The organism is Stenotrophomonas veracruzanensis (genome assembly GCF_032911525.1).
Classification (GTDB): domain Bacteria; phylum Pseudomonadota; class Gammaproteobacteria; order Xanthomonadales; family Xanthomonadaceae; genus Stenotrophomonas; species Stenotrophomonas africana.
This window is the reverse complement of sequence record NZ_JAWJTI010000038.1, coordinates 1-19700: the sequence shown is the minus strand read 5'-3', so window position 1 is coordinate 19700 and position 19700 is coordinate 1. Positions and strand designations below refer to the sequence as shown.

Sequence of the window (19700 nt, the reverse complement as noted above, 5' to 3'; positions counted from 1 at the left end):
AAGGGGAACCCGCACCGTGCAGACCACCGACCACCCGAGTTCTCCGACCGCCACCCCGCCGTCTTCGTCCCGTGACCACAGCATGAAAATCAAACGATTCGTCGCCGCCGACATGCGCTCGGCCATGAACCTGGTGCGCAAGGAACATGGTCCTGACGCCGTGATCCTGTCCAACCGCCGGATCGAGGAAGGCATCGAGATCGTCGCCGCCGCCAACTACGATGAGAGCGCCGTGCAGCGTGCACTGGAAGCCTCGCGTCGTGACATCGCTCCGCCACCGGCGCCCAGGCCGCGCACCGCCGCCGACGCGGTGATCGCCGCCGTCACCCGCCGCCGCAGCAGCACCCCGGCGCCGGAACCGGTCGCCGCCACCACCTCGGCCGTGGCCGCCCTCGCCCGCGCCGCGGTCGGCGCCACTGGCCGCACCCTGGACAGTGCCGACGAGATCGTGCCGACCCGTGGCAGCACCGGCTTCGCCGCCACCCTGGCGCGTGCCGCCGTCAACGAACCGGCGCTGCCCGAACAGATTTTCGCTCCGTTCGCCGAAGCCATCGTCGCACCGGCACCCGGCAGCGCCACGCCGGCCAACCGCGCCCGTTTCCAGATCGACCCGCCGCACGAGGCGCATCACGAAAGCTCGGCACCGGCTGTGCAGCCGCCACCGCTGCCGACCGCTGCTGTGGCTGATGTGCAGCCCGGGATCACCGCCAGCGAACCGGCACCGGCTGAAGCCAATGACGAAACCAGCCCGGCATCGGTACTGGCCCCGGCACCGACGCTGACCGTGGTTGCCCAGGACGACGCCGAGATCCGCCAGCTGCGCCAGGAAGTGGCCGGCATGCGCCAGGTGATCGAGCGCGAGATGAACCGCTTCACCGACGAGCGCCTGCGCGGCTGCCCGGTGCGCGCCACTGCGCTGGACCTGATGGACGAGTACGGCTTCGACGCCGGCCTGGCCCGCGACGTGGCCATGCAGATCCCGCTGGAGACCGAGGCCCACCGTGGCCGCGGCCTGATGCTGGGGCTGATTTCGCGCAAGCTGCCGATCGCCCCGGTCGACCCGCTGGAAGAAGGCGGCGTGATCGCCCTGGTCGGCCCGACCGGCGCCGGCAAGACCACCACCATCGCCAAGCTGGCCTCGCGCTTCGCCGAGAAGCACGCGCCGCGTGACGTCGCCCTGGTCACCACCGACACCACCCGCATCGGCGCCCGCGAGCAGCTGTACGGCTACGGCCGCCAGCTCGGCATCGCGGTGCACGAGGCCAACAGCGGTACCGATCTGGACCAGCTGCTGGAACGCCTGAAGGACTACAAGCTGGTGCTGATCGACACCGCCGGCCTGGGCCCGCGCGACCGCGCGCTGGCCGCCCAGCTGCAGTGGCTGCGCGCCGCCCGCCAGGTGCGCACCCTGCTGGTGCTGCCGGCCAACACCAGTTTCGGCGACATGGACGAGGTGGTCCGCCGCTTCGGCGCGGCCAACCTGCAGGGCCTGGTGCTGAGCAAGCTGGACGAGACCGGCCGCTTCGGCAATGCCCTGTCGGTGGCCGTGGACCACGCCCTGCCGATCACCTGGGTGACCGATGGCCAGGACGTTCCGGAGGACCTGCACCGGGCCAGTGCAGCCAATCTCGTACTTCGCCTTGAAGATTTGCGCCGCGCGGCCGATATGCCCTGCAACCCGGAGTTGAACCATGCCGTCGCGTGAGTACGCCAAGCTGACCAAGACCTTCCCGCTGTCGGCCACCCGCAGCGAGCCGCTCGGCCCTGTGCGCACCATTGCCGTCACTGGCGGCAAGGGCGGAGTGGGCAAGACCAACGTTTCGGCCAACCTGGCCGTGGCGCTGGCCGGCATGGGCAAGCGCACCCTGCTGCTGGACGCCGACCTCGGCCTGGCCAACATCGACGTGATCCTGGGGCTGAACCCCACCTTTACCCTGGCCGACCTAGTCGCCGGCCGCTGCACGCTGGATGACGTCATCGTCGAAGGCCCGAACGGCGTGCTGGTGGTACCGGCCGCATCTGGCCGCCGCCACATGGCCGAACTGGCCCCGGCCGAGCACGTCGGCCTGGTCAACGTGTTCTCCGAGCTGGAACGCGAACTGGACATCATGGTGGTGGACACTGCCGCCGGCATCACCGATGGCGTGCTGACCTTCTGCCAGGCCGCGCAGGACACCGTGGTGGTGGTCTGTGACGAACCGGCGTCGATCACCGACGCCTATGCGCTGATCAAGGTGCTGTCGCGCGAGCGCGGCGTGGACCGCATCCAGGTGGTAGCCAACATGGTGCGCGACCCGAACGAGGGCCGCGTGCTGTATGAAAAGCTGACCCGCGTCTGCGAGAAGTTCCTTGCCGATGTCTCGCTGAACTACCTGGGCTGCGTGCCGCAGGATGACTGGCTGCGCCTGTCGGTGCAGCGCCAGCAGCCGGTGGTGAAGGCCTACCCGTCCAGTCCTGCAGCACTGGCGATCACCGAGATCGCGCGCCGTACCGCACGCTGGCAGGCACCGACCGAACCGCGCGGCGGCGTTGAGTTCTTCCTCGAGCGCATTCTCAAGCAGCGAGGGGTGGCCGCATGAAAGGCGCAGCCCAGTACAGGGAAGTCCAGCGCTCGGCGGCCAACGAGGTGATCGCCCAGCACTCGGACCTGGTGCGGCGCATCGCCCACCACCTGGCCGCACGCCTGCCGGCGAGCGTCGAGGTCGACGACCTGATCCAGGCCGGCATGATGGGGCTGATCGAAGCCTCGCGCAGCTATGACGCTGACCAGGGTGCTTCGTTCGAGACGTACGCATCGATCCGCATCCGCGGTTCGATGATCGACGAGATCCGCCGTGGCGACTGGGTGCCGCGCTCGGTGCACCGCCGTGCACGTGATGCCGCCGCGACCATCCGCCGCCTGGAACAGAGCAGTGGCCGTGCCGCCAGCGCCACCGAAGTGGCCGCCGCGATGGAGATGCCGCTGCCCGAGTACCTGCGGCTGATGGAAGACGCCGCCCGTGGCCAGGTGCTGAGCCTTGAATCGCGCATCGAAGACCAGGGCGAGCTGGACACCGTCGCCCAGGGTGGCCCGACCCCGCAGCAGGTGCTGGAGCGCGGCGAGTTCGGCCGCGAACTGGGCAAGGCCATCGGCCACCTGCCTGAGCGCGAACAGCTGGTGCTCTCGCTGTACTACGAGCAGGAACTGAACCTGAAGGAGATCGGCGCGGTGCTCGGCGTGAGCGAGTCGCGGGTCTGCCAGATCCACGGCCAGGCGGTACTGCGCCTGCGTGGCCGGCTGAAGCTGTTCGAGGCTGCCGACGCCGGCCTCGAAGAATGAACATCCCCGAGGCGGCTGCCCCCGGCCGTCCGGAATGAACAACAAAGGAATTCTGCTTTGAACAAGAACATGCGCATCCTGATCGTCGACGACTTCTCGACCATGCGTCGAATCGTCAAGAACCTGCTGGGCGACCTGGGCTTCACCAACACCGCCGAAGCCGAGGACGGGCATGCTGCGCTGTCGCTGCTGCAGAGCCAGCCGTTCGATTTCGTGGTGACTGACTGGAACATGCCGGTGATGACCGGCATCGAGCTGCTCAAGGCGATCCGTGCCGATGCCAAGCTGAAGACCCTGCCGGTGCTGATGGTCACCGCAGAAGCCAAGCGCGAGCAGATCATCGAAGCCGCCCAGAGCGGCGTGAACGGCTACATCATCAAGCCGTTCACCGCACAGACGCTGGAAGAGAAGCTCGGCAAGATCTTCGAACGCCTGGCGGCCAGCGCCTGATGGATACCACAGTCGACAAGAACGCCCTCGCCCTGCGCCTGCAGGAAGCCCTGGACGCACTGGAGTCCGGTGACGAGGCCGCCTGGCGGCAGCGCATCGACGGACTGGTCGCGCTGCGCACGCAGCCGATGATGAGCGGCCTCTCGCGGCTGGCCCGCGAACTGGGACAGGCGCTGGGTGAACTGCCGACCGTGCCCAGCGAAGCCGGCGAACTGGACGATGCCTGCGCGCGCCTGGACCACGTGGTGGCGATGACCGAACAGGCCACGCACCGCACCCTGGACCTGGCCGAGGAATGCCGCAGCCTGACCGAACAGCTGCGCGCCGAAGGCCTGCAGCCTGGCCAGGACGCGCAGCTCGAGCGCATCCGCCACAACCTGACCGAGATCGCCCTGACCCAGAGCTACCAGGACCTGACCGGGCAGATCATCCGTCGCGTGGTCGGCATCGTCCGCCGCGTGCACGAGGGCTTTGGCGCACTCGGCCTGCCGCCGGAACAGCATCGCACCGATCCGGAACTGGCCGGGCCGGCACTGAAGGGACTGGACCGCCACGCGGTCTCGCAGAACGACGCCGACGACCTGTTGTCGGATCTGGGGCTGTAAGCATGAGCGCGGTATCCGACGACATCACTGCCGATTTCATCATCGAGGCCCAGGAAATCCTGGATCGCCTGGGCGAACAGCTGGTGTCGCTGGAGCAGGCACCGCAGGACAGCGATCAGCTCAACGCGGTGTTCCGCGGCTATCACACGCTGAAGGGCGGCGCCGGCTTCCTCGGCGTGACCGCCATGGTCGAGCTGTGCCACGCCGCTGAAGAAGCGCTGGGCGCCGCGCGCGCCGGGCAGGCCGTGCTGCAGGCCCACCACTTCGATGCGGCCCAGCAATCACTGGACTACCTGCAGTCGATGCTGGACGCGGTGTCGTCCGGTACCGAGCCGGGCTATGCGCCGCCGGATCTGATCGCCCAGTTCGACGTGCACGGTGGTGCCGTGGCTGCTCCCGCCGCCGCAGCAGCGCCCGCCGCGGGCGGCAGCGACCTGATCACCGACGACGAGTTCGAGGCCCTGCTCGACCAGCTTCACGGCGGCAATGCACCGACCGCCGTCTCGCCGGCAAAAAAAACCGACGACGGACTGATCAGCGAAGACGAGTTCGAAGCCCTGCTGGACCAGCTGCACGGTGGCGCCGCACCGGGTGCCAAGCCTGCTGCCGCCGTGGCACCGACGCCGGTGGCAGCCCCGCGCCCGGCGGCCGCACCGGCACCGGCCGCCAAGCCGGCCGCCAAGCCGCTGGCCGAGGCCGAACACACCGTGCGCGTGGACACCAAGCGCCTGGACGCGATCGTCAACCTGATCGGCGAACTGGTGCTGTCACGCAATCGGCTCAAGACCCTGCGCGCACGCCTGCGCGATGAGGAGCTGGACCGCGCCGTGTCCACCCTGGACATCGCCACCGCACGCCTGCAGTCGGCGGTGATGCGTACCCGCATGCAGCCGGTGGGCAAGGTATTCTCGCGCTTCCCCAAGGTTGCCCGCGACGTCGCCCGCTCGCTGAAGAAGGAAGTGGATCTGGAGCTGATCGGCGCCGAGACCGAGCTCGACCGAAATCTGGTGGAAGCCCTGGCCGACCCGCTGGTGCATCTGGTCCGCAACGCCATCGATCATGGCGTGGAAATGCCCGACCTGCGCGAAGCACAAGGCAAGCCGCGGATGGGCCATGTACGCCTGTCGGCGCAGCAGGAAGGCGACTACGTCAGCATCGAGGTGCAGGACGATGGCGCCGGCATCGACCCGGAGAAGCTGCGCGCGAAGGCGCGTGAGAAAGGCCTGATCGATCCGGAAGCCGCTGCCCGCCTGAGCAGCGAGGAGTGCCTGCACCTGGTGTTCCTGCCCGGCTTCTCGACCAAGCAGCAGGTCACCGACATCTCCGGCCGTGGCGTCGGCATGGACGTGGTGCAGTCGCGCATCCGCGAACTGAGTGGCCAGATCCAGATCCAGTCGGAACTGGGTCGTGGCAGCCGGTTCATGATCCGCGTGCCGCTGACCCTGGCCATTCTGCCAACCCTGCTGGTGCAGGCCGGTGAGGATGTGTATGCACTGCCGCTGGCGCGCGTGATGGAGGTGCTGCACGCGCCGCGTACCTCGCTGGGCTGGTTCGATGGCCGCGCCGTGCTCGACCGCCGTTCGCACACGCTGCCGCTGGTCGATCTGCGCCAGTGGCTGGATGTGACGCCCACCGCGTCAACCCTGCTGACGATCGTGGTGCTGCAGGCAGGCGAAGCGCGCTTCGGCCTGGTCGTGGACCAGGTGCGCGGGCGCGAGGAGGTGGTCATCAAGCCGCTGCCGAAAGCCCTGCGCGGCCTGCGCGGTTACGCCGGTGCAACCTTGATCGGCGATGGTCGCATGGCCTTGATCCTGGACGTGGACGGCCTGCGTACTCCGCACGACTGAGCCACTTGCTGAACCCGTAAAACTGTGAAGTCGCACCAGTAGCCCGTACCGGTGTCTCAAGTCCCATTCATACAAGCCGATACCGGATCCATGGATAGACTCAGCCTCATTGGACTCTTTCTCGCCCTGGCCTCGCTGGTCGGTGGCAGCATCCTCAAGGGCGCCGGCCTGGCGTCGTTGTGGTCGCCTGCGGCATTCGTGATCGTCATCGTCGGCACCATCGCCGCGATCCTGCTGCATACCTCGCCGGCGGTGTTCAAGCATGCGTTCAAGATCGTGCGCTGGGTCGTGCGCCCGCCGCACAGCGATCGCCGCGAACTGATCCAGCAGATCGTCGAGTGGAGCAACATCGCTCGCCGCCAGGGCCTGCTGGGCCTGGAGTCGCAGGTGGAAGCGCAGCAGGACCCGTTCCTGCGCAAAGGCCTGCAGCTGCTGGTGGACGGCGTTGAGCCCGAATCGATGCGGCACATGCTGGAAATCGAACTGGGCAGCCAGGAGCACCAGGACCAAGCCGGCGCCAAGGTCTTCGAGGCGATGGGCATCTATGCACCGACGCTGGGCATCATCGGCGCCGTGCTGGGCCTGATCGCAGTGATGAAGAACCTGGCCGACCCGAGCAAGCTCGGCCACGGCATCGCCGCAGCGTTCACTGCCACCATCTACGGCATCGCGTCGGCCAACCTGCTGTTCCTGCCGATCTCGGCCAAGCTCAAGAGTGTGATCTCGCACAACACGCGCGACCGCGAGATGGTCATCGAAGGCCTGATCTCGATCGCCCAGGGCGAGAACCCGCGCAACATCGAAACCAACCTCTCCGGCTTCCTGCACTGACATGGCCCGCCGCAAGCACCACGAAGAGCACGCCAACCATGAAGCATGGGCGATCCCCTATGCCGACCTGATGACGCTGCTGCTGGCCTTCTTCGTGGTCATGTATGCGATTTCCTCGGTCAACGAAGGCAAGTACCGGATCATGGCCGACGCCCTCACCGATGCCTTCGGCGGTGCGCCGCGCACGATCAATCCGGTGCAGGTGGGCAACAAGCAGGTGCAGGGCGGCGGATGGGACAGCCCGTCGGTGATCAAGTCCGGCACCAAGATCGGCCCGTCCGCGCCGGCACCGTCGCACGACCCGACCCTGCTGCCGTCGATGGCCTCGCAGATGCGCATGCCTGTCTCGGTGCACAACCAGGAACAGATCGCGCGCGCCGAGCGCCAGCTCAACAGCATCGCCGACCGCCTCACCGCCGCGCTGGCGCCGCTGATCGACCGCGGCATGATCAGCGTGCGCCGCACCGAGCTGTGGATCGAAGTCGAGATCAACAGCGACATCCTGTTCCCCACCGGCTCGGCCGCGCTGGACGTGCATGCGCGGCAGACCCTGGCCAGCCTGGCCGAGGTGCTGCGCGACGTGCCCAACAGCGTGCGCGTGGAAGGCCACACCGACAACGTGCCGATCGCCACTGCCACCTTCCCGTCGAACTGGGAACTGTCGGCCGGGCGCGCCGCCAGCGTGGTGCACCTGTTCGCCGACCAGGGCGTACAGCCGTCGCGGCTGGCGATGGTCGGCTACGGCCAGTTCCGCCCGCGCGAAGAGAACGACAGCGCGCAGGGACGCAACCGCAACCGCCGGGTGATGGTCATCATCCTGGCCGACACCTCGCATTCGGTGGACCCGCTCGGCCAGCGCCTGAACGCAGCCACCGGCGCCACCGACAGCACCGCTACCGAACAGGCCGCCGCAACTCCGGCCAGCGCCCCCACCTCCCCCATCGCACCGGTGAAGTTGCCGCCGGTGCCGGCTGGCAGCCGCGTCGGCGCCGCCGTTCCCCCGGCAATGAAGGAGTAATCCGATGCGCATCTGGGCAGTCGCCAACCAGAAGGGCGGAGTCGGCAAGACCACCACCACCCTCGCCCTCGGCCGCGGCCTGGCCGCGCTTGGCCATCGCGTGCTGCTGATCGATCTCGATCCGCATGCCTCGCTCAGCCGCGCCTTCGGCGTGCCGGTGGATCCGCCGCCGGCCGGCGTGCTGGAACTGTTCGGCGCCCCGCCGGCCGATCTTTCCAGCCTGTGCCATGCCAGCAGCATCCACGGCCTGGACTATGTCTGCGCACAGTCGGCGCTGGCCACGCTGGAGCGCCGCAGCGCCAACCAGCCCGGCCTCGGCCTGGCCCTGCAGAACGCGCTGGCGCGCCACCAGGGACAGCACGACTACATCCTGCTGGACTGCGCACCCACCCTCGGCCTGCTGATGATCAATGCACTGGCCGCAGCCGACCGCCTGATCATCCCGACCCAGGCCGAACCGCTGGCCCTGCATGGCCTGGATGGCATGGTCCGCACCGGAGAGATGGTCGAGCGTTCACGCCGCCGCCCGCTGCCGATCTCGATCCTGCCGACCCTGTTCGACCGCCGTACCCGCGCCGGCAACGAGTCGCTGCGCACGATGCAGGATCGTCACGGCAGCCGCGTGTGGGAAGACGCGATTCCGATTGATACCCGCATCAGCAACGCCGCCGGCCTGACCCTGCCGAGCGTCGGCGAGGACTACCCGGGCCGCGGCCTGGCTGCCTACCGCCGCGCCCTGAACTGGATTCTCGGCGAGGACGCCCGTGCCCTGGAGCAGGCCGCATGAACAGCACCGGCGTACTGGACGACTATCTGGACGAACTGCTGGGCGAAGCGATCGCCCCGGCAGCCGTCGTACTGCCAACGCCGGACAGTGCCGCCCCGGCTTCGGCCGGCGCACCGGAACCGGAACGCGAGCCGACCTGGGATGACCTGCCCGCCGAGGTGATCTACGAAACAGGGAGCGTCGCCGCTGCACCTGCCGTGGACAACGCCGCGCTGGAAGACGCCTTCGAGGCGGCGGCAACGGCTGAGCGCGAGCCCACGTGGGACGATCTGCCCGCCGAAGTGATCTACGAAACGGAGGCTGTTGCGGCTGTCCCTGCAGAGGACGACGCCACACTGGAGGCTGCCTTCGAGGCCGCCGCACTGCCTGTCGCCGCCCCCGAGCGCGAACCGACCTGGGATGACCTGCCCGACGAAGTGATCCACGAGACGGCCCCTGCTCCGGCCGCCGCCAAGGCAGGCCCGGAACCGACCTGGGACGATCTGCCGGACGAAGTGATCTACGAGACCGATACGGCCGACAGCCATCGACTCGCCCACACCGACAGCCCGAGCCTGCAGGCAGCGTTCGAGGCCGCCGCCGGTGGCGAGGACGTTGCCACGCCGCCGCCCGCCGTGGTCGCAGCATCGGTTGCGTCATCGGCCCCGCGCCCTGCCCCTGCCGCACGCGCTGCCGCCGCGCCGCCACCGCGCGTGGCAGTGGATGCTCCCGCCAGCAACCGCCCCGGCACCTGGCAGGAACTGCAGGCGCAGGCTCACCAGCCTGCCCGCAGCCCACACCCGCAGAACCGACGCGCCGGCGAACGCACCTCCCGCTGGCTGCGCCTGCGCTGCGGCACCCAGGCCTATGCACTGGAACTGCTGAAGGTGCAGGAGGTCGTGCTGCCCGTGCCGCTGCTGCCGTTGCGCGGTACCGCCGCAGCCATGCTGGGCATCATGAACCTGCGCGGCCAGGTGGTGCCGGTGATGGATCTGGGCCTGCACCTGGGCGCAGCCGCCGCCGAAGACGACGCACAGACCCGCATCGTGGTGCTGGAGGAAGACGGCGAGACCATCGGCCTGCGCGTATCGGCGGTGGAAGACGTCGCCAACCTCACCGATTCGCAGATTGAGCCGCCGGATACCGCGCGCATCTGCCAGATCTCCAACGACCTCTTCCGTGGCGTCGCACGGGTCAGCCAGCGCCCGATGATCCTGCTTGATGCCACCCGGCTGTTGAGCTGAGCGGGAAAAAGGGGACGGAGGGGATTAAGTCGCAAGTGGCTCGGCGCTTTGCGCCGACGCGTTGCCTGTCGGGGACCCCGTTGCCGAGGGCGGCTGCAGCACAGCCAGGTCGATTGCGACTTAATCCCCTCCGTCCCCTTTTCAACAGCGACCGCATCGACGCACCGCGTCGATTCCCCTAAAGAACCCCACCGGGGTGCCGTTATGGATCACGGAACCGTTTGTCCGGAGCAACGATGAGCACTGTCGAACTGGGTGGGGATCTCGGCATCGAGAGCACTACCGAGCTCAAGAACCGCCTCGCCCCATTGGTGGCGCAGGCAGGCGAGCTGACCCTGGATGCAAGCCAGGTCGCCCGCATCCACACGGCCGCCGTGCAGGTGCTGTGTGCGTTCGTGCAGGCCCGCCGCGAGGCAGGCCTGGGCACCGGCTTCCACGGTTGCACCGCAACCTTCCGTGACGCCGCGCGCCTGCTGGGCGTCACCCAGGCCCTCGGCCTGGACGTAACCCATGACAACCTGAAATCTGTGGAGAACGCTGCATGAGCGCACGTATCTTGGTGGTGGACGATTCGGCGTCGATGCGCCAGATGGTGTCCTTCGCCCTCACCTCGGCCGGTTTTGCCGTCGAAGAAGCTGAAGACGGCGCGGTCGCGCTCGGTCGTGCCAAGGGCCAGCGCTTCAATGCGGTGGTCACCGACGTCAACATGCCGAACATGGACGGCATCGCGCTGATCCGTGAACTGCGCCAGCTGCCGGACTACAAGTTCACCCCGCTGCTGATGCTGACCACCGAATCGGCCGCCGACAAGAAGTCCGAAGGCAAGGCCGCCGGCGCCACCGGTTGGCTGGTCAAGCCGTTCAATCCGGAACAGCTGGTCGCCACCGTGCAGAAAGTGCTGGGCTGATCGCCCGCACCGCTTCCCCCTCTTCGCTTCCGGACCACCACCGCCATGAGCATGGACCTGCAACGCTTCCACGCCACCTTCTTCGAGGAGAGCCGCGAAGGCCTCGACGCGATGGAGGCTGGCCTGCTGGCCCTGGAATCGGGGCAGCAGGACGCGGAGATCATCAATTCGGTGTTCCGCGCCGCCCACTCGATCAAGGGCGGCGCCGGCACCTTCGGCTTCGATGCCATCGCCGGCCTGACCCACGTGCTGGAAACGCTGCTCGATGAGCTGCGCGCCGGCAAGCGGGCCCTGGAAGGCCACGCCGTCGACGCCATGCTGTCCTCGGTGGACGTACTGCGCGCCCTGCTGCGCGAAGCCGAACACGGCCAGGCCGCCGATCCCGCCGCGGTCGTCGCGGTGAAGGCGCGCCTGGAAGCGGTGCTTTCCGGCCAGGCAGCACCCAGCGCCCCGGCTGCTGCCGCAGCCAAGGTGGACGATACGCCGGAAGCCTGGCAGATCGGCTTTACCCCGGCACCGTCGCTGTTCATGAGCGGCAACGATCCGCTGCGCATCATCCGCGAGCTGGAACACCTCGGCTCGCTGCAGGTGGCCGCGCGCATGGAACGCCTGCCCGGCTTCGCCCAGCTCGACCCGCTGGAGGCCCACCTGGCGTGGGACCTGGGCCTGGTCGGCAAGGTGCCGCGCAGCAAGATCGAAGACACCTTTGCCTGGGTGCTGGACGACTGCGAGCTGGACATCCGTCCGGCCGCACCGCCGAGCCTGGCTACCCAGGCCCCGGCCGCAGCCGCTCCCGCTCCGGTGGCAGCGGCGCCGTCGGCACCTGCCGCGCCAGCCGCCGGCGGCGGTGCCAACCAGGAAGCGGAAACCTCGATCCGCGTCAGCGTCGACAAGGTCGATGCGCTGATCAACCTGGTCGGCGAACTGGTCATCACCCAGGCCATGCTCAAGCAGGTCTCGCACGCACTGGACCCGGTCCACGCCGAGAGCCTGTTCGCCGGCCTGGACCAGCTTGAGCGGAATACCCGCGACCTGCAGGAAGCAGTGATCGGCGTGCGCATGCTGCCGGTCGATGCAGTGTTCCGCCGCTTCCCGCGCCTGGTCCGCGATCTGTCCAGCCGGCTCGGCAAGCAGGTCCGCCTGCGCACCGTCGGCGAAGGCACCGAACTGGACAAGGGCCTGATCGAAAAGATCGCCGATCCGCTGGTGCACCTGGTGCGCAACTCGATCGACCACGGCCTGGAAATGCCCGATGTGCGTCGCGGTGCAGGCAAGGACGAGACCGGTACGATCACCCTGGCAGCCTCGCACCAGGGCGGTCACATCGTCATCGAAGTCAGCGACGACGGCCGCGGCCTCGATCGCGCCAAGATCCTGGCCAAGGCCACCGAACGCGGCCTGGCGGTGCCGGACAACCCGACCGATTCGCAGGTCTGGGACCTGATCTTCCAGCCCGGCTTCTCCACTGCTGATGCAGTCACGGACCTGTCCGGTCGTGGCGTTGGTATGGATGTAGTCCGCCGCAACATCCAGGCATTGGGTGGCGAGGTACAGATCGAAAGCAGCCTCGGCGCTGGCACGCGCACGCTGATACGCCTGCCGCTGACCCTGGCCATCCTCGACGGCATGACCGTGGCGGTGGCCGGTGAAACCCTGATCCTGCCGCTGGCCTATGTGCTTGAGGCGTTGCAGCCGCAGGCCGAGGACATCCGCAGCATGGCCGGCGAAGGCCGCGTACTGCGCGTACGCGGCGAGTACCTGCCGATCCTGTCGCTGACCGAGTACTACGGTTATGGCACCCGCCGCGCCAACAGCGAATCGCTGGTGGTGGTGGTGGAAGGCGATGGCCAGAAGATCGCGCTGGAAGTGGACGAGCTGGTCGGCCAGCAGCAGGTGGTGGTGAAGAACATCGAGAACAACTACCGCCGCATCGGCGGAGTATCCGGTGCCACCATCCTCGGCGACGGCCGGGTCGCGTTGATCGTCGATATCGGCGGGCTGGTGCGCTCGCTGCGGATGCCACAGGCCGCCTGATCCACGCTGCATGCGTGTACCGGACCGCCGCCCTTCGGGGCGGCGGTTTTTGTTTGTGTGCGCCCTGCCAAGGGGTCGGATTCCTTCCCTGCGCAAAGGGATCCGACCCCGACCCACAGCGCTCCGCATTCCGTGAACTCCGTCGACGCGATGGTTTCGCGCGCAACCACGTCACTCAAGCACAAGCCCCGCCAGGCCTGCACTTTCGCGCCGTCATCCCTACGCAGCCGAATGTGATCTGCGTCCATAAAGTCCACCCGAACTGCGCCGCTATTTCGCTTTGACGGCTGTCACCGAACCCCACCGGGCACCCCCGTTCGCTCTGCAACCACCCCCGAACCGGCGCACAGACGCCGGCATTCTGCCCACCTGGAGCACCCTGCATGAAGTGGTTCCAAGATCTGCCCATCGCCCGCAAGCTGGCCGTGGGGTTCACCCTCACCACCTTGATGACCCTGATCCTCGGCGCCTTCGCACTGCTGCGCCTGAGCGAAGCCAACGCGCAGTTGCGCGAGATGGCTGGCAACGATATTCCCTCGGTCCAGCACCTGGGCGAGGCGCGCTCGCAGCTCGGTGAGTTCCGCACCTACGAACTGGCCCAGCTGAGCATGCTGGACCAGCCGGAGAAGGTCGCCGACTACAACAAGCGCATGGACGACACCGCCAAAGCCGTACATGACGAATTGGCGGCGTACTCGGCGCTGCCGGCACTGGACAAGGAGCGCGAACTGTATCGCGCGGCCAGCACGCAGCTGGATCGCTACTTCGCCGCCAACAAGGCGATGCGCGAAGCGGTGGCCGCCGGCGATGGCGTGCAGGCCCAGCAGATCTCCGATGAGCAGTCACGCCCGGCGCGTCGTGACCTGTTCGCTGCAATGAAGGCACTGGGCACCCACATCGCCGGGCAGATGGACGGCAAGATTGCCGACGCCAACGCCACCCATCGCACCAGCATGATCGCGATCGTCAGCTGCATCGTGCTGCTTTCGTTGGTGGCCGCCGCACTGGCCACGGTCATCTCGCGCGCCGTCACTGGCCCGCTGGGCAAGGCCGTGCATGCCATCCAGGCGGTTGCCCGCGGCGACCTCAGCGTCAGCACCCAGGCCACCAGCAAGGACGAAGCCGGCAAGATGCTGGCCGCCACCGCCGAGATGACCGCAATGCTGCGCCGCTTCAGCGAGCAGACCCAGTTGATGGCACAGATGCACGCTGGGCCGGACATCAGCCACCGCATCCCGGAGGATTTCCCGGGTGTGTATGGCCAGCTGGCCAACGGCATCAACACGGTGATCTTCGAACACCTCGATGCAATCGTCGATGCCATTGAAGTACTCAACCAGTACGCCACCGGCAACCTCGCCCCGGACGCCCGCCGCCTGCCGGGCAGCCGCGCGATCCTGCACGAGTCGATGGATGCGGCCAAGGCCAGCCTGCTGGCCATCAACACGCAGATCCAGCAGCTGGCCTCTGCCGCTGCCGCCGGCGACTTCAGCCAGCGCGGTGATGCGCAGCGTTTCGATCACGACTTCCGCGTGATGATCGAGCAGCTGAACAGCATGATGCAGGTGGCCGACGGCAACCTCGGCCAGCTCTCGCAGCTGCTGCAGTCGATCGCCGCCGGCGATCTGACCGCACGCATGGACGGCCAGTTCAACGGCGTGTTCGCACGCATGCGTGACGATGCCAACACCACCGTTGCGCAGCTGACCCAGATCGTCGGCCAGATCCAGGCCAGCGCCGGCAGCATCACCTTGGCCGCCGGCGAGATCGCCTCGGGCAACAGCGACCTGTCGCGCCGTACCGAACAGCAGGCCGCCAACCTGGAAGAAACCGCTGCCTCGATGGAGGAACTGACCTCCACCGTGCGCCAGAACGCCGAGCACGCCCGCCAGGCCAACCAGCTCGCCATCGGCGCGCATGGCGTCGCCTCGCAGGGTGGCGAAGTGGTCGGCCAGGTGGTCACCACCATGTCGGCAATCGAAGCCTCGTCGAAGAAGATCGCCGAGATCATCTCGGTCATCGACGGCATCGCCTTCCAGACCAACATCCTGGCGCTGAACGCTGCGGTGGAAGCTGCCCGTGCCGGCGAACAGGGCCGCGGCTTCGCCGTGGTCGCCAGCGAGGTGCGTACCCTCGCCCAGCGCTCGGCCGCCGCGGCCAAGGAGATCAAGGGCCTGATCGATGATTCGGTCGGCAAGGTCGCCGAAGGCTCCAGCCTGGTCCACCAGGCCGGCAGCACCATGGGCGAGATCGTCGCTTCAGTGCAGCGCGTGACCGACATCATGGCCGAGATCTCCGCCGCCTCGCAGGAACAGTCCGCCGGCATCGAGCAGGTCAACCAGACCGTGGTGCAGATGGACGAAACCACCCAGCAGAACGCCGCACTGGTGGAAGAAGCCACCGCCGCCGCGCGTGCAATGGAAGACCAGGCCGTGCAGCTGGGTGAGGCTGTGGCACGCTTCCGGCTGGCGTCACAGGGGGCCACCGTCGCGCCGGCACGCCTGACCACCGCGCCAGTGCCGCGCCAGGTGGCGGCCGCCGGGTCGGCTGCCAGGCCCGCTCCCGCTCGCCCGCTGCGCGCATCGGCAGCACAGCCAGCACTGGCCACAGACGGCGACTGGCAGGAGTTCTGACCCACGCGGAACGCATCCGCACATCGCGTGATTCCAACTGCGCGGCGGGCCAGGGGCCAGGATCCCTTTCCTCCGGGAAAGGGATCCGACCCCGGACGCATGGAAAGTGATGCAATTCTCACTTCATAATCCGGCACAGTGGCCGATATCCCCATCGAGCCTCGCGCCAACGCGTGGTGGCGCCCGCCCTTGACCGTAGATTCCATGTCCGACGGCAACGACACTGCAGTGCATGATGTCCACGCGGCTGATGCCGCTGACGAACGTTTCCTGGTCCGTAATCCGCGCCAGCTGCGGCAGCTGCTGCGATCGCTGATCGACCAGCGATCGCTTATCAATGCGCATATCGACGGCCGCGACCGTTCGTTCCCGACCGCGCTGCTTGAGCTCGACGAGGACGAAGACACGCTGCTGCTCGATGGCAGCCTGCAGGAAGCGTCCAACCGCGCCGCCGAACAGGCCGACCATCTGCTGTGCTTCGCCCAGCTCGAACGCGTGCTGGTGCGGTTCCGCCTGCAGGCACTGCAGCGTGTGGACAACGACGGTCACGTCGCCTTCCGCGCCGCCCTGCCGGAGGAACTGGTCCATCTGCAACGGCGTGAGATGTACCGGCTGGAGACCCCGGTCACCGATTCGCCCCAGCTGCTGATCCCTGCCGGCGAGAGCCGCGCCGAAGCGCTGTCGATGCGGGTGGTGGACATCAGCGGCGGCGGGCTGGCGGTGGCCGTGCCTACCGATTGCGCGGCGTTCAGCCTGCAGAAGCGCTACCCGGCGGTGCTGTCGCTGCCCGATGGCCCGGACCTGGAGATCGAGCTGGTCGTCTGCAACCTGCTGCCGCAGCGCCAACCCAACGGCATCGAGATCAAACGCGTGGGCATGCGCTTCGACATCCTGCCGCGTGGCGCCGACAGTGCCATCCAGCGCTACATCTTCCGCATCGACCGCCAGCGCAAGGCGCGCCGCAACGGCGAGCTGTAAGGCCGCCCGACCGGTAGTGCCGGCCGCCGGCCGGTAACTGGGCAACAACGTGGACGCCGCCATTGCCGGCCAGCGGCCGGCACTACCCCCCTTGGTCGATCCACCTCATGCGTGGATGCCTTTTCCCGGCACCTAAAGTCCCCCACAGCGAGGCCGATATCGAGCCTGACACCGGGACTTCCGGCAGAACCAGGACCCCTCGATGAACGACAAGACCAGCTCCGCCGCCAGCGCCGGTGGCGAATTCCTCAGCTTCACGCTCGGTGCCGAGCACTACGGCGTGGACATCCTCAAGGTGCAGGAAATCCGCGGCTACGACGCCGTCACCCGCGTGCCGGATGCCCCGGACTACATCAAGGGCGTGATCAACCTGCGCGGCACCATCGTCCCGGTCATCGACCTGCGCCTGAAGCTGCGCCTGGACAACGCCCGCTATGACGCCTTCACCGTGATGATCGTACTGAACGTGGAAGACCGCGTGGTCGGCATCGTCGTTGACAGCGTTTCCGACGTGATCCCGCTGTCGGCCGAACAGATCCGCCCGACCCCGGAATTCGGCGCCGCCGTCGATACCCGCTTCATCTCCGGTATCGGCACGCAGGACGACCGCATGCTGATCCTGCTCGACATCGAGACCCTGCTGGACAGCGCCGACATGGGCCAGGCCAACATCGTCGAAGACGCCGCTGCCTGATCGAACGGACCTGCTTCACGTTCTGGTCACAAAACCCTTCAGTTCCCGCCGGCAGTGCCGATAGGGGGACAGAAGCCGGTCGCGCAGGAGCGCGCAGAACCGGAACGACCATCACCATCCCCGGAGATACACCTCGATGAAGTCCCTGCTTGCGTTCGTTTCGGCCGCTGTCCTGGCCACCACCGCTTCCGCCGCGTTTGCCCAGTCGGCCGACATGATCCCGCCGGAACTGGCACCGCGCTCGGTCGGCAAGGACGGCATGGTCTGCGGCAAGGTCGAGAAGGCCCGCTACGCAGAAGGTTCCGAAGGCCAGCCGACCTTCCTCTACATGGGCGGCGCCTTCCCGCGCCACACCTTCTCGGCGCGCATCGCCGGCGAGAACCGCGGCAAGTTCTCCTTCCCGCTGGAAACCCTGGAAGGCAAGACCGTCTGCGTGATCGGCAAGATCCAGCGCGACGCCTCGCGCGCGGAAATCGAAGTCAGCTCGCCGGCCGGCCTGAAGCTGGCCAACATCAAGTAATCCGCCGTCCGTCGAACCACGCCGGACCTGGTACCGGCGTGGTTTCTGCTGCAACCGGGCCCGACGCCCGGACGCGTCTGCCTTAGGAGATCGCAACGCCCATGCCGTGGATCAACAACCTCAAACTGATGCCGAAGCTGCTGCTGACCTTCGGCGTCCTCCTGCTGGTGATGTTGCTGCAGGGCATCGTCGCCTATCGCGGCCTGCATTCGCTGAACAATGTCACCACCGAGCTGGCGGGTTCTCGCATGGAGAGCATCCGCATGGCAGGCGAGATGCGCGGCATGCTGGGTGAATACCGCAACGCCGCCTACCAGCAGCTGATCCGCGCCAGCGACGACGTCAAGGCGGATGCACGCAAGCAGGGCGTCGAGCTGCGCGCGAGCATGGACAAGTCGATCAAGGAGTATCCGACCCTGGTCGACAACGCGCAGCAGAAGAAGCTGTTCGACACCTTCGCCAAGGAGTGGAAGGACGCCCTGGCCTCCTATGACAGCGTCACCGAGATGCTGGAACTGGACCTGCCGGACGACGCCATCGATACCTTCGTCGGCGAAACCCGCACCAAGCACCGCAAGGCCGCCTCGGCGCTGGAAGCGCTGATCGCCGAAGACAACCGCCTCGCCCGCGCCTCGCGCGAACAGGCCGCCTCCACGTATTCCGCCTCGGCCGTGCTGACCGTGATCGCCCTGCTGGGCGGCGCCGCGCTCGGCCTGGTGCTGGTCTGGCTGTTCGCCCGCGCCCTGGTCGGCAGCGTGCGCGGTGCCGTGTCGGTCGCCAACGACGTTGCCGGCGGCAAGCTCGATGGCCACATCGACGTCAGCCGCCAGGATGAAGTGGGCGAACTGATGCAGGCCATGCAGCGCATGCAGCGCGACCTGCGCGAACGCATCGAAACCGACCAGGCCGTCGCCCGTGAGAACCTGCGCATCCGTACCGCGCTGGATTACAGCTCGACCGGCGTGTACCTGACCGATACCAGCAACACCATCGTCTACACCAATCGCGCACTACAGCAGACCCTGAACCAGTACCAGGACGAGGTGCGCCGCGACCTGCCGGACTTCGACGCCCAGGCCTCGCTGATCGGCAAGCCGGTCACCGTGCTTGAACACCGCGGCGAGATGGACCAGACCCTGCTGGGCAACCTGAAGGCACACGGCGTGGCCCGTCGCCCGATGCAGTACGGCGACGCCCAGTTCGCCCAGGTGGTCTCGACCATCCGCAATGAAGGCGGCGACACCGTCGGCTACGTGGTGGAATGGCGCGACCGCACCCAGGAAGCACAGGTGGAAGCCGAAGTGGCACGCGTGATCGCCCAGGCAGCCGCCGGCGACCTGTCCGGCCGCATCGATGCCAGCGACAAGGAAGGCTTCTTCCTGCAGCTGGCCCAGCAGATCAACGGCCTGCTCGATGCCAACGCCGGCAGCATCGAACAGATCTCCGGCCTGCTCGCCGCGCTGTCGCAGGGCGACCTGACCGTGCGCATGCATGGTGACTACCAGGGCGTGTTCGCCCGTATGCGCGACGACGCCAACGCCACTGCCGCGCAGCTGAGCGAGATCGTCACCCGCATCAAGCAGTCCAGCCGTGCGATCAGCTCGGCTGCCGGCGAGATCGCCTCGGGCAACAGCGACCTGTCGCGCCGTACCGAACAGCAGGCCGCCAACCTGGAAGAAACCGCTGCCTCGATGGAGGAACTGACCTCCACCGTGCGTCAGAACGCCGAGCACGCCCGCCAGGCCAACCAGCTCGCCATCGGCGCGCATGGCGTCGCCTCGCAGGGTGGTGCAGTGGTTGGCCAGGTGGTCACCACCATGTCGGCCATCGAAGCCTCGTCGAAGAAGATCGCCG

18 protein-coding genes are annotated in these 19700 nt (G+C 67.6%); all 18 read left to right on the top strand.

Going from position 1 to position 19700, the window contains the following annotated elements; all coding sequences use genetic code 11:
* The first annotated feature begins 82 nt into the window (after window positions 1-82).
* Window positions 83-1705: a flagellar biosynthesis protein FlhF gene (gene flhF, locus R1H25_RS17430; protein WP_317224194.1), complete on the top strand. Its 1623-nt coding sequence runs from the start codon at window positions 83-85 to the stop codon at window positions 1703-1705.
* Window positions 1692-2579: a P-loop NTPase gene (locus R1H25_RS17425; RefSeq protein WP_010482449.1), complete on the top strand. Its 888-nt coding sequence runs from the start codon at window positions 1692-1694 to the stop codon at window positions 2577-2579. The genes flhF and R1H25_RS17425 overlap by 14 nt, the downstream gene beginning before the upstream one ends.
* Window positions 2576-3319, top strand: coding sequence for an RNA polymerase sigma factor FliA (locus tag R1H25_RS17420; protein WP_049401180.1), 744 nt, complete (start codon window positions 2576-2578; stop codon window positions 3317-3319). The genes R1H25_RS17425 and R1H25_RS17420 overlap by 4 nt, the downstream gene beginning before the upstream one ends.
* Window positions 3320-3376: 57 nt before the next feature.
* On the top strand, window positions 3377-3769 hold the full coding sequence (gene cheY, locus R1H25_RS17415; protein ID WP_006365466.1) for a chemotaxis response regulator CheY: 393 nt from the start codon (window positions 3377-3379) through the stop codon (window positions 3767-3769).
* Window positions 3769-4374, top strand: coding sequence for a protein phosphatase CheZ (locus tag R1H25_RS17410; RefSeq protein ID WP_006442968.1), 606 nt, complete (start codon window positions 3769-3771; stop codon window positions 4372-4374). Before cheY ends, R1H25_RS17410 begins: the two co-directional genes overlap by 1 nt.
* 2 nt (window positions 4375-4376) lie before the next feature.
* Window positions 4377-6221 (top strand): chemotaxis protein CheA, encoded by a 1845-nt coding sequence (locus R1H25_RS17405; RefSeq protein WP_317224193.1) that lies wholly within the window; start codon window positions 4377-4379, stop codon window positions 6219-6221.
* A 90-nt stretch (window positions 6222-6311) separates the two neighbouring features.
* Window positions 6312-7052, top strand: coding sequence for a flagellar motor protein (locus R1H25_RS17400; RefSeq protein WP_049444851.1), 741 nt, complete (start codon window positions 6312-6314; stop codon window positions 7050-7052).
* A gap of 1 nt (window position 7053) precedes the next feature.
* A complete protein-coding gene (gene motD / locus R1H25_RS17395; protein ID WP_019338561.1) occupies window positions 7054-8070 on the top strand; it encodes a flagellar motor protein MotD in 1017 nt (338 codons plus the stop codon).
* Window positions 8071-8074: 4 nt separating this feature from the next.
* The gene (locus R1H25_RS17390; protein ID WP_049444855.1) at window positions 8075-8857 is read left to right on the top strand and encodes a ParA family protein; all 783 of its coding nucleotides are present in this window, start codon (window positions 8075-8077) and stop codon (window positions 8855-8857) included.
* Window positions 8854-10080, top strand: coding sequence for a chemotaxis protein CheW (locus R1H25_RS17385; protein ID WP_317224192.1), 1227 nt, complete (start codon window positions 8854-8856; stop codon window positions 10078-10080). Before R1H25_RS17390 ends, R1H25_RS17385 begins: the two co-directional genes overlap by 4 nt.
* 236 nt (window positions 10081-10316) lie before the next feature.
* Window positions 10317-10625, top strand: coding sequence for a lipid asymmetry maintenance protein MlaB (locus R1H25_RS17380; RefSeq protein WP_014037092.1), 309 nt, complete (start codon window positions 10317-10319; stop codon window positions 10623-10625).
* Complete coding sequence (locus tag R1H25_RS17375; protein ID WP_005409521.1) at window positions 10622-10987, top strand: response regulator; 366 nt, start codon at window positions 10622-10624, stop codon at window positions 10985-10987. The genes R1H25_RS17380 and R1H25_RS17375 overlap by 4 nt, the downstream gene beginning before the upstream one ends.
* Before the next feature lie 45 nt (window positions 10988-11032).
* A complete protein-coding gene (locus R1H25_RS17370; protein ID WP_241881135.1) occupies window positions 11033-13021 on the top strand; it encodes a chemotaxis protein CheA in 1989 nt (662 codons plus the stop codon).
* Window positions 13022-13404: 383 nt separating this feature from the next.
* A complete protein-coding gene (locus R1H25_RS17365; RefSeq protein WP_317224191.1) occupies window positions 13405-15654 on the top strand; it encodes a methyl-accepting chemotaxis protein in 2250 nt (749 codons plus the stop codon).
* 204 nt (window positions 15655-15858) lie between these two features.
* The gene (locus R1H25_RS17360) at window positions 15859-16632 is read left to right on the top strand and encodes a flagellar brake protein (RefSeq protein WP_317224200.1); all 774 of its coding nucleotides are present in this window, start codon (window positions 15859-15861) and stop codon (window positions 16630-16632) included.
* 202 nt (window positions 16633-16834) lie between these two features.
* The gene (locus tag R1H25_RS17355) at window positions 16835-17326 is read left to right on the top strand and encodes a chemotaxis protein CheW (RefSeq protein ID WP_049448758.1); all 492 of its coding nucleotides are present in this window, start codon (window positions 16835-16837) and stop codon (window positions 17324-17326) included.
* Window positions 17327-17462: 136 nt separating this feature from the next.
* Entirely contained in the window at window positions 17463-17846 is a 384-nt protein-coding gene (locus R1H25_RS17350) for a hypothetical protein (RefSeq protein WP_010482470.1), read from the top strand.
* Between the two features lie 101 nt (window positions 17847-17947).
* On the top strand, window positions 17948-19700 hold a 1753-nt coding region (locus tag R1H25_RS17345), incomplete at its 3' end, for an MCP four helix bundle domain-containing protein (RefSeq protein WP_317224190.1).

Coding starts and splice junctions, on each gene's coding strand:
- R1H25_RS17385 (WP_317224192.1), top strand. CDS start 8,854: ATGAACAGCACCGGCGTACTGGACGACTATCTGGACGAACTGCTGGGC.
- flhF (WP_317224194.1), top strand. CDS start 83: ATGAAAATCAAACGATTCGTCGCCGCCGACATGCGCTCGGCCATGAAC.
- R1H25_RS17400 (WP_049444851.1), top strand. CDS start 6,312: ATGGATAGACTCAGCCTCATTGGACTCTTTCTCGCCCTGGCCTCGCTG.
- R1H25_RS17350 (WP_010482470.1), top strand. CDS start 17,463: ATGAAGTCCCTGCTTGCGTTCGTTTCGGCCGCTGTCCTGGCCACCACC.
- R1H25_RS17380 (WP_014037092.1), top strand. CDS start 10,317: ATGAGCACTGTCGAACTGGGTGGGGATCTCGGCATCGAGAGCACTACC.
- R1H25_RS17390 (WP_049444855.1), top strand. CDS start 8,075: ATGCGCATCTGGGCAGTCGCCAACCAGAAGGGCGGAGTCGGCAAGACC.
- R1H25_RS17370 (WP_241881135.1), top strand. CDS start 11,033: ATGAGCATGGACCTGCAACGCTTCCACGCCACCTTCTTCGAGGAGAGC.
- R1H25_RS17360 (WP_317224200.1), top strand. CDS start 15,859: ATGTCCGACGGCAACGACACTGCAGTGCATGATGTCCACGCGGCTGAT.
- R1H25_RS17365 (WP_317224191.1), top strand. CDS start 13,405: ATGAAGTGGTTCCAAGATCTGCCCATCGCCCGCAAGCTGGCCGTGGGG.
- R1H25_RS17355 (WP_049448758.1), top strand. CDS start 16,835: ATGAACGACAAGACCAGCTCCGCCGCCAGCGCCGGTGGCGAATTCCTC.
- R1H25_RS17425 (WP_010482449.1), top strand. CDS start 1,692: ATGCCGTCGCGTGAGTACGCCAAGCTGACCAAGACCTTCCCGCTGTCG.
- R1H25_RS17410 (WP_006442968.1), top strand. CDS start 3,769: ATGGATACCACAGTCGACAAGAACGCCCTCGCCCTGCGCCTGCAGGAA.
- R1H25_RS17405 (WP_317224193.1), top strand. CDS start 4,377: ATGAGCGCGGTATCCGACGACATCACTGCCGATTTCATCATCGAGGCC.
- R1H25_RS17420 (WP_049401180.1), top strand. CDS start 2,576: ATGAAAGGCGCAGCCCAGTACAGGGAAGTCCAGCGCTCGGCGGCCAAC.
- motD (WP_019338561.1), top strand. CDS start 7,054: ATGGCCCGCCGCAAGCACCACGAAGAGCACGCCAACCATGAAGCATGG.
- R1H25_RS17375 (WP_005409521.1), top strand. CDS start 10,622: ATGAGCGCACGTATCTTGGTGGTGGACGATTCGGCGTCGATGCGCCAG.